Source organism: Janthinobacterium rivuli, assembly GCF_009208735.1.
Taxonomy (GTDB): Bacteria; Pseudomonadota; Gammaproteobacteria; order Burkholderiales; family Burkholderiaceae_D; genus Janthinobacterium.
On the sequence record NZ_WFLJ01000018.1, the window covers coordinates 1 to 16,308 of the forward strand.

A 16,308-nucleotide genomic window follows, 5' to 3' on the forward strand; every position below is an offset into this window, starting at 1 on the left:
GCTGCCGCCGTCGCTGAAACGGCGCCGGAAACCGCCGCCGACAAGCCGGCCGAAGCACGTGCTACCCGCGGTCCGCGTCAGATGCGTGGCGTGCAGGCGGAGCGCGCATTGCGCCAGCCGCCGCGCGCCGAAGCGCCGCAGGCGGCCGAGACGGCTGCTGCCGCGCCTGCCGCCGAGCAAGCTGCGGCGCCTGTCGCCGACGTGTTCGATGCCGAAGGCAACCTCGTGTCCGGTCCACGCCTGCCGCGCGGTCCGCGCAACGACGTGCCGGGCGCCGGCAAGAATGCGGGCAAGAGCCGTAAAAAAGGCAAGGGCCGCCAGGCTGCGCCAGGCAAGGTCAGCGACGCCGACGCCGTGTTCTCGTTCGTCACCTCCGACGCTTTCGACAGCGAAGAAGGCGGCACGGGCCGCGTGCAAAAAGCGGCCGTACGCCGCGACCTGACCTCCGACGACGATGCGCCGAAGCTGCATAAGGTGCTGGCCGAAGCCGGTCTCGGTTCGCGCCGCGACATGGAAGACTTGATCATTTCGGGTCGCGTGTCCGTCAATGGCGAGCCGGCCCACATCGGCCAGCGCATCCTGCCGACCGACCACGTGCGCATCAATGGCAAGTTGATCCAGCGCCGCGTCAGCAAGAAGCCGCCACGCGTCTTGGTCTACCACAAACCGGCCGGCGAAATCGTCAGCCATAACGATCCGGACGGCCGTCCTTCCGTGTTCGACCGCCTGCCGACCATGAAGGCGGGCAAGTGGTTGGCCGTTGGCCGCCTTGACTTCAACACGGAAGGCTTGCTGCTGTTTACCACCTCCGGTGACCTGGCCAACCGCCTGATGCACCCGCGCTACGGCATCGACCGCGAGTACGCCGTGCGTACCCTGGGCGAGCTGGAAGAGGGCATGCGCCAGAAGCTGCTGGCCGGCGTCGAGCTGGAAGACGGCCTGGCGCAGTTCTCGAAGATCGCCGATGGCGGCGGCGAAGGCATCAACAAGTGGTACCGCGTGGTGATCGGCGAAGGCCGTAACCGCGAAGTACGCCGCATGTTCGAAGCCATCGGCCTGACCGTCTCGCGCCTGATCCGTACCCGCTACGGCGCCATGACCCTGCCGAGCGGCCTGAAACGCGGCCGCTGGGAAGAGATGGATGAAAACACCGTGCGCGACCTGCTGACCGCCTACGGCATCGAAAAGAAAATGCCGGCATCGGGCGACCCCCGTGCCGCTGGCGCCGCCAAGGGCCGCGAAGCGCGCAAGGCGAGCCGCGATGACGAGCCGAATGGCAACCGCATCGACGTGAGCAACCGCAACGCCGATCCGTTCCCGGTCGCGCCGCGTCGTGGCCAGCCGCAAGGCCAGTTTGCCCGCCCGCAAGGCCAGGGTCGCCCAGGCGGCGCCGGCCGTCCAGGCGATGCGCGTGGTCCGGGCCGTGGACAGCCGCAAGGCCCGTTCCAGGGTGGCCAGCCCCGCTCGTCGGCATCGTTCGAAGGTGCGCCGCAAGGCCGTGCTCCGCGCGCCGCCGGTCAGGGTCAAGGCCGTCCGGGTGGCGAAGGCCGCGCGCCGCAACGTGGTCCGCGTCAGCCCGATCCGCTGCAAACGACCTTCGGCTTCGCCAACACGGGTCCGCGCCGCAATGCCGGCGGTGGTGCCGGTGGTCAGGCGCGTTCCGGTGGCCAGCCGCGTGGCGGCATGGATCGTGGCGGCATGGATGGCATGCCGCGCCGCCGCAGCAAAGGTTAATTCGGAAGCGTTTCTTCTTGCGCGCCCGCCAATCTGCGGCGGGTGCGCGCTCTTGTAACTGTTGTAAGCCGGGCCGCTCCTTGCGTGCGGCATTGCGGCGAAGTTAATAAGAGGTTATAATCTGCAGCCTAATAAAAGTTCTCCGCAGGGTTGTTTGGTGGGGAGTGCTTTCATCTGGTTGGGGAAATACAAGAAGATGGGCAGATGCCCATTTTTTTTTTGTTGAACCGTTTGTAATGGCTCCGCAAGGGGCCATATATGACTTGAATGCGTGTTTTTGCATGTTGTAGGCGCCCGATGCGGCGCTGGCATGCCGAAAACGGGCCTTATTTCTGGAGAATTTCTTGCAGCAGTTGGGATTAATTGAAAAGACAGTTACAGGTCTGGGCTATGAGCTCGTTGATGTCGAACGTGCCGAGCGCGGACTGCTGCGCGTCTTTATTGATTTCAGCGCCGCCGATGCCGCTGAAAAAGGTCCGATCACGGTCGAAGACTGTGCCACGGTGAGTCACCAGTTATCGCATGTGTTGACGGTAGAGAACGTTCCTTACGAACGTCTCGAGATTTCTTCCCCGGGTCTGGATCGTCCGGTGCGCAAGCTGGAAGACTTTGTCCGTTTCGCAGGCCAGGAAATCATCGTCAAGCTGATGGTGGCGATGCCGGGTACGAACAACCGGAAATCGTTCCAGGGGATCTTGCAAGAACCCGTGGGCGATAAATTGTCGTTGGAATTTGAAGGTAAGGATGGTCCGGCGATGTTGGAGTTTACGCTCGCGGATGTGGATAAGGCACGCTTGGTGCCGCAGGTGGTTTTTAAGGGACGCAAAGCATGAGCCGCGAAGTTTTATTATTGGTTGACGCGCTGGCGCGCGAAAAAAACGTCGATAAAGATGTCGTCTTCGGCGCCCTCGAATTCGCGTTGGCGCAAGCCACGAAGAAACGGTATGAGGGTGAGGTAGACATCCGCGTTTCGATCGACCGCGAAACGGGCGAATTCGAATCGTTCCGCCGCTGGCACGTGGTGCCCGATGAAGCAGGCCTGCAATTGCCGGATCAGGAGATCCTGCATTTCGAGGCAAAAGAACAGATTCCCGATATCGAAGTCGATGACCACATCGAAGAGCCGATCGAATCCGTTGAATTCGGCCGCCGCTTCGCCCAGGATACCAAACAGGTCGTCCTGCAGCGCGTACGTGACGCCGAACGCGAACAGATCCTGGTCGACTTCCTGGAACGCGGCGATTCGCTCGTCACCGGCACCATCAAGCGCATGGAACGCGGCGACGCCATCGTCGAATCGGGCAAGATCGAAGCGCGTCTGCCACGCGACCAGATGATTCCGAAAGAGAATCTGCGTATCGGCGACCGTGTGCGTGCATTCATCTTGCGCATCGACCGCAACATGCGCGGCCCGCAAGTGATTCTGTCGCGCACCGCGCCGGAATTCATCATGAAGCTGTTTGAACTGGAAGTGCCGGAAATCGAGCAAGGCATGCTGGAAATCAAATCCGCAGCCCGCGATGCCGGCGTACGCGCCAAGATCGCCGTCTACACGGCCGACAAGCGCATCGACCCGATCGGTACTTGCGTCGGCATGCGCGGTTCGCGCGTGCAGGCCGTCACCGGCGAACTCGGTGGCGAACGCGTCGACATCGTGCTGTGGTCGGAAGATCCGGCGCAGTTCGTCATCGGCGCCCTGGCGCCGGCGAACGTGTCGTCGATCATGGTCGATGAAGAAAAACACGCGATGGATGTCGTCGTGGACGAAGAAAACCTGGCAATCGCGATCGGCCGTTCCGGCCAGAACGTGCGCCTGGCCTCGGACCTGACCGGCTGGAAGATCAACATCATGACGGCCGAAGAATCGGCTGACAAAGCTGCCCAGGAAACGGCTGCCGTGCGCATCCTATTCATGGAAAAGCTCGATGTCGACCAGGAAGTGGCCGATATTCTGGTGGAAGAAGGTTTCGCCAGTCTGGAAGAAATCGCTTACGTGCCAATTTCCGAAATGCTGGAAATCGAATCGTTTGACGAAGATACCGTCAATGAACTCCGTACCCGTGCGCGTGATGCGCTCGTGACCGAAGCGATTGCTTCGGAAGAGGGTCTGGAAGGCATGGACGAGGCGTTGGTCGGTCTGGAAGGCATGGACCGCATTACCGCCGGCAAGCTGGGTCTGGCTGGTATCAAGACCGTTGAAGCATTTGCAGCACTGGCATACGACGAATTTGGCGCAATCCTGGCCTTGTCTGCGGACCGTGCGCGTGAACTGATTACAAGTGAATTTAAAGATGTGACCGACGATGAGATGAAGTTGGTTGACTCGAAATACGACGATCGTGCCAAGGCGTTGCAAGCCAAGGCATGGAGTCTGGCCGAATCCGCAAAGGCTTAATTTGAGTATCTTTATCATCTCCGCGACACATAGAAAAGAGGACTGAATGGCGAGTAACAACGTAGCCCAATTTGCCACCGAACTGAAGATGCCTGCAGATTTGCTGCTGACGCAGCTGCGTTCTGCCGGCGTCGAGAAAAGTTCGACGTCAGATCCATTGTCGAAAGATGATAAGGACAAGCTTTTGGATCATCTGCGCCGCACACACGGCGCAGCGGCTGACACAGAAAAGAAAAAAATCACCGTGACCCGCAAGGAAACGACTGAGATCAAGCAAGCTGACGCCACCGGCAAATCGCGCACCATCCAGGTGGAAGTGCGCAAGAAACGCACTTTCGTCCAGCGTGACGAAGCTGCGCCGGTCGCAGCAGAACCGGTCGCGCCTGCCGCACCGGTGATCGATCCCGCCGACGTGGCGCGCCGTGAAGAAGAAGCCCGTAAACAGGCTGAACTGATCGCCCGCCAGGAAGCCGATCTGCGCGAAAAGCAAGAACGTCTGGCCAAGCTCGACGCGGAAAAAGAAGCCCAGGCGAAAGCCACGCAACAGGCTGAGTTGGCCGCGAAGAAAGAAGCGGAAGCGGAAGCGAAGAAAGCGGCCGCCAAGGCTGCCGCCGCGCCTGCCGCCAGCGCCGCCGCGCCTGTCGTTGATGACGCCGCCGCCGAAGCGAAAAAAGCCGCCGCCGCTGAAGAAGCGAAGAAGAAAGCTGCCGCCGCTGCTGTTGCTGCCAAGGAAGCCGCTGACAAAGCGGAAGCCACCGAGCGTGCACGCAAGGCCGTTGCCGACGAAGTCGCCCAGATCAAGGCCATGATGAACGCGCCACGCCGCGCCATCAAGGCACCGGAACCCGTACCGGTTCCGGTCAAGCCAAAGGCGCCGGAAGGCACCCTGCACAAGCCTGCTGACAAGAAACCTGGCGACAAGCCGGGCGACAAGAAGCCTGCTGTTGCAGACAAGAAATCCATCAAGTCGGCCAATGTGTCGTCCACCTGGTCCGATGACGCGAAAAAACGCGGCACCACCGGTGGTCCCAAGCCACGCGGCAACAGCGGCCCAGGCGGCCGTGACAGCTGGCGCGGTGGCGCGAAGGGCCGTCGCCCGACGCACCATGACGACCGTGAATCGAACTTCCAGGCGCCGACGGAAGCCGTCGTCAAGGACGTGCACGTACCGGAAACGATCACCGTGGCCGAACTGGCACACAAGATGTCCGTCAAGGCATCCGAAGTCATCAAGCATTTGATGAAATTGGGCCAGATGTGCACGATCAACCAGGTGCTGGACCAGGAAACCGCCATGATTCTGGTGGAAGAAATGGGCCACAAGGCGTTCGCCGCCGAACTGGACGATCCGGAAGCGCTGCTGGCCGACGTGGGCGAACACGCGCACTTCGAAACCAAGCCGCGCGCACCGGTGGTCACCGTCATGGGTCACGTCGACCACGGCAAGACCTCGCTGCTCGACTATATTCGTCGTGCCAAGGTTGCCTCCGGCGAAGCGGGTGGCATTACGCAGCATATCGGCGCTTACCACGTCGATACGCCACGCGGCATGATCACCTTCCTCGACACCCCGGGCCACGAAGCGTTTACCGCGATGCGTGCCCGTGGCGCCAAGGCAACCGACATCGTCATTCTGGTGGTTGCCGCCGACGATGGCGTGATGCCGCAAACGAAAGAAGCGATTGCCCATGCGAAAGCAGCCGGCGTACCGCTGGTGGTGGCGATCAACAAGGTCGACAAACCAGGTGGCAACGTGGACCGCGTGACGCAGGAACTGGTCGCCGAGCAAGTCGTGCCGGAAGAATACGGTGGCGAATCGCCATTCGTGCCGGTCTCGGCCAAAACGGGTCAGGGTATCGACGACCTGCTGGAACAAGTGCTGTTGCAAGCCGAAGTGCTGGAACTGACGGCACCGGTCGATGCGCCTGCGCGCGGCCTGGTAGTCGAGGCACGTCTGGACAAGGGCCGTGGTCCTGTCGCGACGATCCTGGTGCAGTCCGGTACCCTGAAACGCGGCGACGTGATTCTGGCTGGCTCTTCGTATGGCCGTGTTCGCGCCATGCTGGACGAGAACGGCAAGTCCATCGCTGAAGCGGGTCCTTCGATTCCGGTCGAAATCCAGGGCTTGACGGAAGTGCCGGTTGCCGGTGAAGAAGTCGTCGTCATGGCTGACGAGCGCAAGGCGCGTGAAATCGGTCTGTTCCGTCAAGGTAAGTTCCGCGACGTGAAACTGGCGAAACAGCAAGCGGCGAAACTGGAAAACATGTTCGACCAGATGGCCGAAGGCGAAGTGAAAAACTTGCCATTGATCATCAAAACCGACGTGCAAGGTTCGCAAGAAGCGCTGGTTGGCTCGCTGCAGAAACTGTCGACTTCCGAAGTGCGCGTACAAGTGGTTCACGCCGCTGTCGGCGGCATCACGGAATCGGACGTCAACCTGGCAGTCGCCTCGAAAGCGGTCATCATCGGCTTTAACGCCCGTGCTGATGCCCAGGCACGCAAGCTGGCCGAGTCGAATGGCGTGGACATTCGCTACTACAACATCATTTACGATGCGATCGACGAGATCAAATCGGCGTTGTCGGGCATGTTGGCACCAGAGAAACGCGAAACCGTCATCGGCCAGGTCGAGATCCGCCAGGTTATCCTGGTCTCGAAAGTGGGCGCGATTGCCGGTTGCCTGGTCACCGATGGCGTGGTCAAGCGTGCTTCTTCCGTCCGCCTGTTGCGCAACAACATCGTGGTGTGGAGCGGCGAGATCGACTCCCTGAAACGCTTCAAGGACGATGCGAAAGAAGTTCGCGCCGGTCTGGAGTGCGGCCTGTCGCTGAAGAACTACAACGACATTCAGGTTGGCGACACGCTGGAAGTATTCGAAGTCCAGGAAATCGCTCGTACCCTGTAATCACAGCAGCAATGGCGCGGACATAGTGATGTCCGCGCAAACACGTGGGGCGCATTGGTCAACGGGCAACCGTTTGACCCATGCGCCCTGCGGCACTTAGGACAGCATAAAATCATGGCTAAACATAGCAAAACCATGCCAGCGCGCGGCTTGCGCGTGGCCGACCAGATCCAGCGCGATCTGGCTGAAATCGTCGCCTACGAATTGAAGGATCCGCGCGTCGGCACGATGATCACCATCACCGAAGTGCAGATCACGCCCGACTACGCGCACGCCAAGGTGTTTTTCACGATGTTGAAAGACAGCAAGGAAGCCATTAAGAACACCACCGAAGGCCTGATGGCCGCGTCTGGCTTCATCCGTGGCTTGCTGGGCAAGCGCCTGCACATCCACACCTTGCCGATGCTGCATTTCGTGCACGACAGCTCGACATCGCGCGGCATGGAAATGTCCTTGCTGATCGACAAGGCCAACGCCACGCGCGCGGCCGACGCCGAGCCGGACGCGAAACCCGAGACGGACGAGCAATAACAGTGGCGGGTCCGAAGAAACCACCGGGCATCAAGCGGGTGCGCGACCTGGTCGATGGCGTCTTGCTGCTGGATAAGCCCGTCGGCTGGTCCAGCAACGATGCCCTGATCAAGGCCAAGCGCGTGCTGAACGCGAAGAAGGCGGGGCATACGGGCACCCTGGATCCGTTCGCCACGGGTTTGCTGCCGCTGTGCTTTGGCGAGGCGACGAAGTTCTCGCAAGACTTGCTGGAAGCCGACAAGACCTACGAAACCCTGGTGCACCTGGGGCAGACGACGGATACGGGCGATACCGAGGGCGACGTGCTGGAAACGCGCGACGTCAACGTCACGCAAGAGCAGATCGAAGCCGTGCTGGCGCGGTTCCGCGGGCCGATCCTGCAGACGCCGCCCATGTACTCGGCCCTGAAAAGAGACGGCAAGCCCTTATATGAGTATGCAAGGGCAGGCATCACCCTGGAGCGCGAAGCGCGCCCGGTGACCATCCACAAGCTCGAGTTTCTCGGCTATGAAGCCCCGTTCCTGAAATTGTCGGTGATGTGCAGCAAAGGCACGTATATCCGCGTGCTGGGCGAAGACATCGGCCATGCCCTCGGTTGCGGCGGCCATCTGAACGCCTTGCGCCGCACGCAGGTGGGCAATCTGACGCTCGATGGCGTCGTGACCCTGGATGCGCTGACGGCGCATGCCGAGCCGTTGAGCTTGCTGGCGCCCGTCGATGCATTATTGTCGAGTTTCCCCGCCGTCCAGCTGACGGAAGAATTGGCCAAGCGTTTCCTGCATGGCCAGCGCATCGCGCTGGGCAAGGAAGACGTCGCCGTGCCAGCCGAACCGGGCAGGGTGCGCGTGTATCACGACAGCAAATTGCTGGGCACGGGCCAGTTGCAGGAATACAGCATCCTGGCGCCCGAGAGGCTCATTGCCACGGCGCATCAATAAGTCACAGCAACGTCACATTACCCAGCGACACTCGTCAAACAGTGTCGCTTTTTTAAACAAACCGTCCCCGACTGTGGGAGCCGCCAGCATTTTTAGATAGCGTTGCAACGCAACATGCTATACTACGCGGTTCCGGAAATAGATTAGCATTCGGGTATCTCGTACACCTTGTACGCACTCCGCAGTTTTTCAGTAACTACTACGACCATGTCAAATACAAAACGCGCAATTCGTAATATCGCCATTATCGCCCACGTTGACCACGGCAAAACCACGCTGGTGGATCAGCTGCTGCGCCAGTCCGGCACCTTCCGTGAAAACCAAGCGGTCGACACCCGAGTCATGGACTCGAACGACCTGGAAAAGGAGCGCGGCATTACGATTCTGTCGAAGAACTGCGCTGTTGAGTACGAAGGCACCCACATCAACATCGTCGACACCCCAGGCCACGCCGACTTCGGCGGCGAAGTGGAACGTGTTCTGTCGATGGTTGACTCGGTTCTGCTGCTGATCGATGCACAGGAAGGCCCGATGCCGCAAACCCGTTTCGTCACGCGCAAGGCGCTGGCACTGGGTCTGAAGCCTATCGTGATCGTCAACAAGATCGACCGTCCAGGCGCACGTCCGGACTGGGCCATCAACCAGACGTTCGAACTGTTCGACAAGCTGGGCGCGACCGACGAACAACTGGATTTCCCTATCATTTACGCTTCGGGCCTGAACGGCTATGCCGGCCTGACCGAAGACGTGCGCGGCGGCGACATGAAGCCGATGTTCGACGCCATCCTGGAACACGTTCCAGTACGTGACGACAATCCGGAAGGTCCGCTGCAAATGCAGATCACCTCGCTGGACTACTCGTCGTACGTCGGCAAGATCGGCATTGGCCGCGTCAACCGCGGTACCGTTAAAGTTGGTCAAGACGTGCTGGTCATCAATGGCCCAGGCGCGACCCCGATCAAGGGCCGCATCAACCAGGTGCTGAACTTCAAGGGCCTGGAGCGCGTGCTGGTGGACGAAGCCGTTGCCGGCGACATCTGCCTGATCAACGGTATCGACGAAATCGGCATCGGTTCGACCCTGTGCGCACTGGACACCCCGGAAGCGCTGCCGATGCTGACCGTCGACGAGCCAACCCTGACCATGAACTTCATGGTCAACAACTCGCCGCTGGCTGGCCGCGAAGGTAAGTTCGTGACCTCGCGTCAACTGCGTGACCGTCTGGAAAAAGAATTGAAAGCCAACGTTGCTCTGCGCGTGGCACCAACCGACGACGACACGATCTTTGAAGTATCGGGCCGCGGCGAGCTGCACCTGACGATTCTGATCGAAAACATGCGTCGCGAAGGCTTCGAGCTGGCCGTGTCGCGTCCACGCGTGGTCTTCAAAATGGTCGATGGCGTGCGCCACGAGCCGTTTGAAAACCTGTCGGTTGACGTGGAAGAAGTCAACCAGGGCGGCGTCATGGAAGAACTGGGCCGTCGTCGTGGCGACCTGCAAAACATGGAATCGGATGGCAAGGGCCGCGTGCGTCTCGAGTACCTGATCCCGGCGCGTGGCCTGATCGGCTTCCAGGGCGAATTCATGACCCTGACCCGCGGTACGGGCCTGATGAGCCACGTATTCCATGAATACGCGCCAGTCGACAACACCCGTGGCGAAATGGCTGGCCGTCGTAACGGCGTGCTGATCTCGCAAGATGACGGCGCCGCCGTTGCTTACGCCATCTGGAAACTGCAAGACCGCGGCCGCATGTTCGTGTCGCACAATGACCCGGTCTACGAAGGCATGGTCATCGGTATCCACTCGCGCGACAACGACCTGGTCGTCAACCCGATCAAGGGCAAGCAGCTGACCAACGTGCGTTCGTCGGGTACCGACGAAGCGGTGCGCCTGGTACCGCCAATTCAGATGTCGCTGGAATACGCGGTCGAATTCATCGAGGACGACGAACTGGTGGAAATCACGCCTAAATCGATCCGTCTGCGCAAGCGCTTCCTGAAAGAGCACGAGCGTAAAAAAGCGTCGCGTGATTCGTAATCTGTTGTAGCGCATGGCCTGCGGGCCATGCCACGCTCAAGCCCGTTGCTCCGCCTTTCCTTCACCGGTGAGGCGCGCAGCGGGTTTGTCATTTGCAGCTCCTGTTTTTTGTAGACACCATGACTTCCTCTTCTTTGCCTTCCCGCCGCCTGTCCGTCGCCCCGATGATGGACTGGACCGACCGCCATTGCCGCAAGTTCCACCGCGAAATCACGCGCCACACCTGGCTCTACACCGAGATGGTGACGACGGGCGCGCTCGTGTACGGCGACGTGGAGCGCCATCTGCGCTTCAATGAGGAAGAGCATCCGGTGGCGCTGCAGCTGGGCGGCAGCGACCCGACAGACCTGGCCACCAGCGCCAAGCTGGGCCAGCAGTGGGGCTACGACGAGGTCAACCTCAATTGCGGCTGCCCTTCCGAGCGCGTGCAGAAGGGCGCGTTTGGCGCCTGCCTGATGGCCGAGCCGCAACTGGTGGCCGACTGCGTGAAAGCCATGCGCGACGTGGTCGATATCGACGTGACGGTGAAACACCGCATCGGCATCGATGACAGCGAATCGTACGACTTCGTGCGCGACTTCGTCGGCACCGTGGCCGATGCCGGCTGCAAGACGTTTATCGTGCATGCGCGCAACGCCATCCTGAAAGGCCTGAGCCCGAAGGAAAACCGCGAAGTGCCGCCCCTGAAATACGATTACGCCTATCGCTTGAAACGCGACTTCCCCCAGTTCGAGTTCATCATCAATGGCGGCATCAAGACTCTGGACGAGATCGATCTGCACCTGCAGCACCTCGATGGCGTGATGCTGGGCCGCGAGGCGTATCACAACCCCTACGTGATGGCACAGTTCGACCAGCGCTATTACGGCGACGACGCTCCCGTCAAAACGCGCGAACAGGTGCTCGAAGCGATGATTCCGTATATCAGCGCGCAGCTGGAGAAGGAAGCGGGGCGCTTGAAACTGAACAGCGTCACGCGCCACATGCTGGGCCTGATGCAAAACCTGCCCGGCGCGCGCGGCTTCCGCCAGACCCTGTCCGATTCGAAGAAGCTGGCGTCGGGCGACCCGCGTTTGCTGCTGGAAGCGGCGGCGCGCCTGTCCTTGCCGGCGTAATGGAAGACTTCCACGGCCAGGCGCGCCTGATTGACGGCTATCTGCTGGCCGTCAGCGCGCTCAAGGATGACGGCAGCCTCTTCGGCTGTTCCTATCTGGGCGCGCTGGCGCCGCAGGCGTCCTTCGACGCCGTGTGCCGCGCGCTGCGGCTGCCGCCGGACGCTGTACGCCTGCAGCCGATCGGGACGGTCGCGTCCAGCGGCGTCCTGTGCACGCCGCGCCAGTGGCTGCTGGAGCGCTTGAACCCGACGAGCGAGGTGGACCGCCAGCCGCTCGACGCGCGCCTGTTCGACGGTTTCGAGCGGGAATTGGCCGAACTGCTGGGCGGCGAACCCCGCTGGTATCAACTGGTATCGTCCGGTCAGCGCAGCCTGGCTGGACAATTGGGCGCCATCTGGAGCGTCTTTGTCTTTGGCACAGAGCGTCACGCCTATGTGATGCATTGCAGCTGGGACCGCTGATCCAACTTGTCTATACCGCTGCGCGGACGCAGTGGTATTGTCCGCACGCCCCCTTCCTCTGAGTACCCCTCCCGATACGATGTTTTTTGGCTATGCCATGTGTTGTAAATGCGCTGTTTCGGCGCATGCCCGCACTGCCATGGGGCATTTCTAAGAGGCAAGAATCGGCGTTGTTGCCATTTCCCCGAAGAAAGTTAATCTGCTATTTATTCAGGTACTTATTGCTTGCTTTGAGGCAAAATTTACACCTATAATTGATTATAGACAAATATTTCTCATATGAATGTTTGATGTTGATCTCACATCAACGGTGTCAAATTTTCAGTATGTGGAACAAATTTGCATTCGCAGTCACTGGCGTTTTCAGGGCTGTTGTAGATCAGGAAGTACCCCAGGCTGCGTGCGGCCGGATACCGCCAGCATACCAATGGGTAAGGGCGGATACCGGTGTTGCGCAGCCTTCGTCTTGTCGTGCCGGGCAAAAATCCTTATCAATAGTTTCATTTACGAAGAGCCGAAATGAATTTAGCAAAAATGAAGGTTGGTACCCGCCTGGGCCTGGGTTTCGCCCTGGTACTGGTTCTGCTGGTGGCCGTGACCGTCCTCGGCATCGCGCGCATGGCGCAAATCCAGGAACGTCTCGATCACGTGATCAATGTCAACAACGTCGTCACCCGCCTGGTGATCGACATGCGTGGCAACGTCAGCGACCGCATCACCTCGCTGCGCATCCTGACCCTGATGACCGACGCGAGCGATATGGAGCCGGAAATGGCGCGTATCAAGACGCAAACGACCACCTATCAGGAAACGCAGAAGAAGCTCGAAGAGAAATTCGCCGTCGAGTCGACTCCTGAAGAGAAAGCCTTGCTGACCTCGATCAAGGAATACGAAGCGGCTGCCATGCCGGCCATCGCCAAGGCGTCGGCCCTGTGGATGGCCAACGATGCGGAAGGCGCCACGCGCGTGATGATCAAGGAAATCCGCCCGGTACAGAAAAAATGGATGGAAGCGCTGGAGCAACTGGCCGTGCTGGAAGACAAGCTCAATGAGCAGATGCAATCGGATGCCCGCAAGGCCTTCGACAGCGCGCGCCTGTTCATGATCATCCTCGGCGTACTGGCCGTGGCGATGGGCGTGGCGGCGGCACTGGTGATCACCCGCGGCCTGCTGAAACAGCTGGGCGGCGAACCCGACTACACGGCATCGATCGCCGGCAGCATCGCCAATGGCGACCTGTCGATCGGTATCCATACCCAGCCTTCCGATACGTCCAGCCTGCTGGCGGAAATGAAGGAAATGCGTAACAGCCTGGTGGGCATCGTCGGCCAGGTGCGCGTCGGTACGGAAACCATCGGCACGGCGTCGCGCGAGATCGCCGACGGCAATATCGACCTGTCGTCGCGTACGGAAATGCAGGCCAGCGCGCTGGAAAAAACGGCGTCGGCCATGGAAGAGCTGACCTCGACCGTGAAACAGAATGCGGACAATGCGCGCGAAGCCAACAAGCTGGCCGCCACGGCGTCGGACGTGGCCCTGAAGGGCGGCTCCGTGGTGTCGCAAGTGGTTGACACCATGAGCTCGATCAATGAGTCGGCGAAGAAAATTGTCGACATCATCGGCGTCATCGATGGCATCGCCTTCCAGACCAACATCCTGGCGCTGAACGCGGCCGTGGAAGCGGCACGTGCCGGCGAGCAAGGCCGCGGCTTTGCCGTGGTGGCGTCGGAAGTGCGCAACCTGGCCCAGCGTTCCGCTGGCGCGGCCAAGGAAATCAAGATCCTCATCGACGATTCGGCCGAGAAGACGGAACGCGGTACGCGCCTGGTCGGCCAGGCTGGCGTGACGATGGGCGAAGTGGTCGACAGCGTGCGTCGCGTAACCGACATCATGAGCGAGATCGCCAGTGCCAGCCAGGAACAGAGCGCCGGCATCGAACAAGTCAACCTGTCGATCATCGAGATGGATGGCATGACGCAGCAGAATGCGGCCCTGGTGGAGCAGGCGGCCGCCGCGGCGCAAAGCTTGCAGGACCAGGCGGCCGAACTGGCCCACGTGGTCAGCATCTTCAAACTGGTCGAAGGCGAAGAGAAGCCGGCAGCGTATGTGCCGGTTCCCGTTGCCGCCGCACCTGTTGCCGTGCGCAAGCCGGCGCCGGCATTGCGCCCGGTCAAGTCGCTGACCCGCAAGGCGGAAGCGGCCGCTCCCGTGGCCGCTCCTGCGCCGCGCAAGGCGGCAGGCGCCGGCAGCAATGACGATTGGGAAGAGTTTTAAGCGCGGCTAACAGCGCACAGGAAATTGTAATTACCGTATCTGATAATCATGGGGAAGCACATGTTTGAGAATAAGCGTTTGATGAGTGTTGCAGCAGCCTTGCTGGTGTCCGTTTCTTCCGCAGCCTTCGCTGCCGAGGTGCCGGCGTCGTTCGATTCCAAGAACTGCAAGGCCGACTATCCGAAAGCCTCGCTGATGAACGAAGAGCAGGGCACCGTGTCGATGTCCTTCCTGGTCAATGCCGATGGTAGCGTTGCCGATTCGAAAGTCGAGAAGAGCAGCGGCTTCAAGAACCTGGACAAGGCCGCCATCAAGGCCCTGTCCGCATGCAAGTTCAAGCCGGGCACCAAGGATGGCGCCGCGGCGCAAACCTGGACCAAGGTCGACTACGCCTGGAAGCTGGACTGATCCACGTAGCGCCGGGAGCCTGACTCCCGGCATGCTCGTCTCCGCTACGGGCGGCGCCTGCAAGGGTGCCGCCCGTACTGTTATGTGCGCCAGCCAACGGCACTGTCGCCGCCGATTCTGTTACCCTCGAAACATACCTTCGGGATATCCCACCACAAGAGGCCTACCATGCAGCGCATCCTGACCCTTTCCTCCCTGGCCGCCACCGGCTTGCTGCTTTCCGCCTGCGCATCGCTGGGCACGCCCGTGGGCTTGCAGGCGGGGCAGACCGTCGCCATCGTCAATAGCCTGAGCTGGGACAATCCCCTGACGGGCAAGCGCGACGGCGTGCGCACCAGTTGGCCCATCAAGGATGGCAAGATTGCCCCTGAATATTTTCCGCTGGCGCAGCTGAAGCAATGCGAGGCGGGCGGCAAGGCTTGCGCCTGGGGCGTGATGCGCGCATGGCGCGGCGCGCCGACTTTGCGCTATGTGGATGGGGGCGTGGATCTGGCCGTGAGCGTATCGATGGACGTGGCGCGGCGCCAGGATGCGCGCCAGGGCGAGACGCAGACGGCGATGGCGATTCCGCAGGATGTGGCCGCGCTGGCTGGCCGGCAACAGGTGCAGCCCGACTGGAAATTGAAGTATGGCAAGGTCGAGCAGGTCGAACTCGATTACGGCGTGCGCTACCAGGTGTGCGTGCAGCGCTACGATGCTGCCGGCAAGGCCATCGATGCGTGCGCGATTCCATTTATTTGAGGAAACATGCCGCGCCCGCCGCTTGTGGCTGCTTTGCTACATTTCATGTTGCGGCGTGCGTCGGGGTGTAACAATCGGTAAAAGCGCAGCAAAGCCCCGTGTAATTTCTTATAGTACTTAATTAAGGTAGTGCAGAGAATTGGTACTCGAGGAGAATGGCAATGAAAACCCTGTTGGCAGTAATGTCGCTGGCCGCCCTGGGTGGCTGCGTCGTGGCGCCCCCCGGTCCCGCGTATTACGGTTCGCGCGCGCCGCAGGGGGCCTACAATCCCTATGAATGGCATACGGTCTCGTCCGAGCCGGTTCAGTCGGGGCGCGTGATGAGCGAACCGCGCGTGGAATACACGAATGAACCCGTGTATGTGCAGCAGCCTGTGTACGTGCAGCAACCCGTGTATGTGCCGGCGCCCGTGTATGCACCGCAACCGTATTATTACAATCCACCCGTATCGATCGGGCTGGATTTCGTGTTTGGCTTTGGGCGCTACGGTGGACACCGTGGCGGCTGGGGCGGGCATGGACGCTACCACGGCCGTCGCTAGATACCGAACGCCGCTCATCAGGTGTGAGTAAGCGCGCCGTGCTTCGTACCATGCGAAGCACGGCGCGCTTTGTCATTGGCGGGCGGCGCCGGGGCGCTGAATCAGTGGAACTCAGTGAAAGTAGACGGAACCCTGGTGCAGCACGTCCGCCGAGCACAGGATGTACATCGCCGCCGCTGCCAGACCTATTTGCAAGGCGCCAAAGCTGATCGGGATGAGGCGGG

At 60.8% G+C, this 16,308-nt stretch carries 13 protein-coding genes; all 13 read left to right on the top strand.

Annotated features, from left to right (window positions below; genetic code table 11):
- Positions 1 to 1,734 (top strand): 23S rRNA pseudouridine(2605) synthase RluB (gene rluB / locus GCN78_RS22085; protein WP_152253625.1); only part of this gene is annotated, 1,734 nt, incomplete at its 5' end.
- A 344-nt stretch (positions 1,735 to 2,078) separates the two neighbouring features.
- Positions 2,079 to 2,567: a ribosome maturation factor RimP gene (gene rimP, locus GCN78_RS22090; protein ID WP_035828693.1), complete on the top strand. Its 489-nt coding sequence runs from the start codon at positions 2,079 to 2,081 to the stop codon at positions 2,565 to 2,567.
- The gene (gene nusA, locus GCN78_RS22095) at positions 2,564 to 4,129 is read left to right on the top strand and encodes a transcription termination factor NusA (RefSeq protein ID WP_100429040.1); all 1,566 of its coding nucleotides are present in this window, start codon (positions 2,564 to 2,566) and stop codon (positions 4,127 to 4,129) included. Before rimP ends, nusA begins: the two co-directional genes overlap by 4 nt.
- Positions 4,130 to 4,175: 46 nt before the next feature.
- Positions 4,176 to 7,034, top strand: coding sequence for a translation initiation factor IF-2 (infB, locus tag GCN78_RS22100; protein WP_034760145.1), 2,859 nt, complete (start codon positions 4,176 to 4,178; stop codon positions 7,032 to 7,034).
- Positions 7,035 to 7,148: 114 nt separating this feature from the next.
- The gene (rbfA, locus tag GCN78_RS22105; protein ID WP_152253626.1) at positions 7,149 to 7,565 is read left to right on the top strand and encodes a 30S ribosome-binding factor RbfA; all 417 of its coding nucleotides are present in this window, start codon (positions 7,149 to 7,151) and stop codon (positions 7,563 to 7,565) included.
- Positions 7,566 to 7,567: 2 nt separating this feature from the next.
- Positions 7,568 to 8,503 carry a tRNA pseudouridine(55) synthase TruB gene (gene truB, locus GCN78_RS22110; protein WP_152253627.1) on the top strand — a complete coding sequence of 312 codons (936 nt, stop codon included), beginning with the start codon at positions 7,568 to 7,570 and terminating at the stop codon, positions 8,501 to 8,503.
- A 207-nt stretch (positions 8,504 to 8,710) separates the two neighbouring features.
- Positions 8,711 to 10,543 carry a translational GTPase TypA gene (gene typA, locus GCN78_RS22115; protein ID WP_034760139.1) on the top strand — a complete coding sequence of 611 codons (1,833 nt, stop codon included), beginning with the start codon at positions 8,711 to 8,713 and terminating at the stop codon, positions 10,541 to 10,543.
- A 119-nt stretch (positions 10,544 to 10,662) separates the two neighbouring features.
- A complete protein-coding gene (gene dusA, locus GCN78_RS22120; RefSeq protein WP_152253628.1) occupies positions 10,663 to 11,658 on the top strand; it encodes a tRNA dihydrouridine(20/20a) synthase DusA in 996 nt (331 codons plus the stop codon).
- Positions 11,658 to 12,119 (top strand): hypothetical protein, encoded by a 462-nt coding sequence (locus GCN78_RS22125; protein WP_152253629.1) that lies wholly within the window; start codon positions 11,658 to 11,660, stop codon positions 12,117 to 12,119. Before dusA ends, GCN78_RS22125 begins: the two co-directional genes overlap by 1 nt.
- Before the next feature lie 534 nt (positions 12,120 to 12,653).
- Positions 12,654 to 14,393, top strand: a complete 1,740-nt coding sequence (locus GCN78_RS22130; protein ID WP_152253733.1) for a methyl-accepting chemotaxis protein — start codon at positions 12,654 to 12,656, stop codon at positions 14,391 to 14,393.
- 60 nt (positions 14,394 to 14,453) lie between these two features.
- A complete protein-coding gene (locus GCN78_RS22135) occupies positions 14,454 to 14,801 on the top strand; it encodes an energy transducer TonB (RefSeq protein WP_193316824.1) in 348 nt (115 codons plus the stop codon).
- A gap of 168 nt (positions 14,802 to 14,969) precedes the next feature.
- Entirely contained in the window at positions 14,970 to 15,542 is a 573-nt protein-coding gene (locus GCN78_RS22140) for a hypothetical protein (RefSeq protein ID WP_152253630.1), read from the top strand.
- 161 nt (positions 15,543 to 15,703) lie between these two features.
- Entirely contained in the window at positions 15,704 to 16,084 is a 381-nt protein-coding gene (locus GCN78_RS22145; RefSeq protein ID WP_152253631.1) for a hypothetical protein, read from the top strand.
- Positions 16,085 to 16,308: the final 224 nt, after the last annotated feature.

What these genes read in the sequence shown, in the direction of transcription:
- nusA (WP_100429040.1), top strand. Translation starts at nt 2,564, where the DNA reads ATGAGCCGCGAAGTTTTATTATTGGTTGACGCGCTGGCGCGCGAAAAA.
- infB (WP_034760145.1), top strand. Translation starts at nt 4,176, where the DNA reads ATGGCGAGTAACAACGTAGCCCAATTTGCCACCGAACTGAAGATGCCT.
- rbfA (WP_152253626.1), top strand. Translation starts at nt 7,149, where the DNA reads ATGGCTAAACATAGCAAAACCATGCCAGCGCGCGGCTTGCGCGTGGCC.
- typA (WP_034760139.1), top strand. Translation starts at nt 8,711, where the DNA reads ATGTCAAATACAAAACGCGCAATTCGTAATATCGCCATTATCGCCCAC.
- dusA (WP_152253628.1), top strand. Translation starts at nt 10,663, where the DNA reads ATGACTTCCTCTTCTTTGCCTTCCCGCCGCCTGTCCGTCGCCCCGATG.
- GCN78_RS22125 (WP_152253629.1), top strand. Translation starts at nt 11,658, where the DNA reads ATGGAAGACTTCCACGGCCAGGCGCGCCTGATTGACGGCTATCTGCTG.
- GCN78_RS22130 (WP_152253733.1), top strand. Translation starts at nt 12,654, where the DNA reads ATGAAGGTTGGTACCCGCCTGGGCCTGGGTTTCGCCCTGGTACTGGTT.
- GCN78_RS22135 (WP_193316824.1), top strand. Translation starts at nt 14,454, where the DNA reads ATGTTTGAGAATAAGCGTTTGATGAGTGTTGCAGCAGCCTTGCTGGTG.
- GCN78_RS22140 (WP_152253630.1), top strand. Translation starts at nt 14,970, where the DNA reads ATGCAGCGCATCCTGACCCTTTCCTCCCTGGCCGCCACCGGCTTGCTG.
- GCN78_RS22145 (WP_152253631.1), top strand. Translation starts at nt 15,704, where the DNA reads ATGAAAACCCTGTTGGCAGTAATGTCGCTGGCCGCCCTGGGTGGCTGC.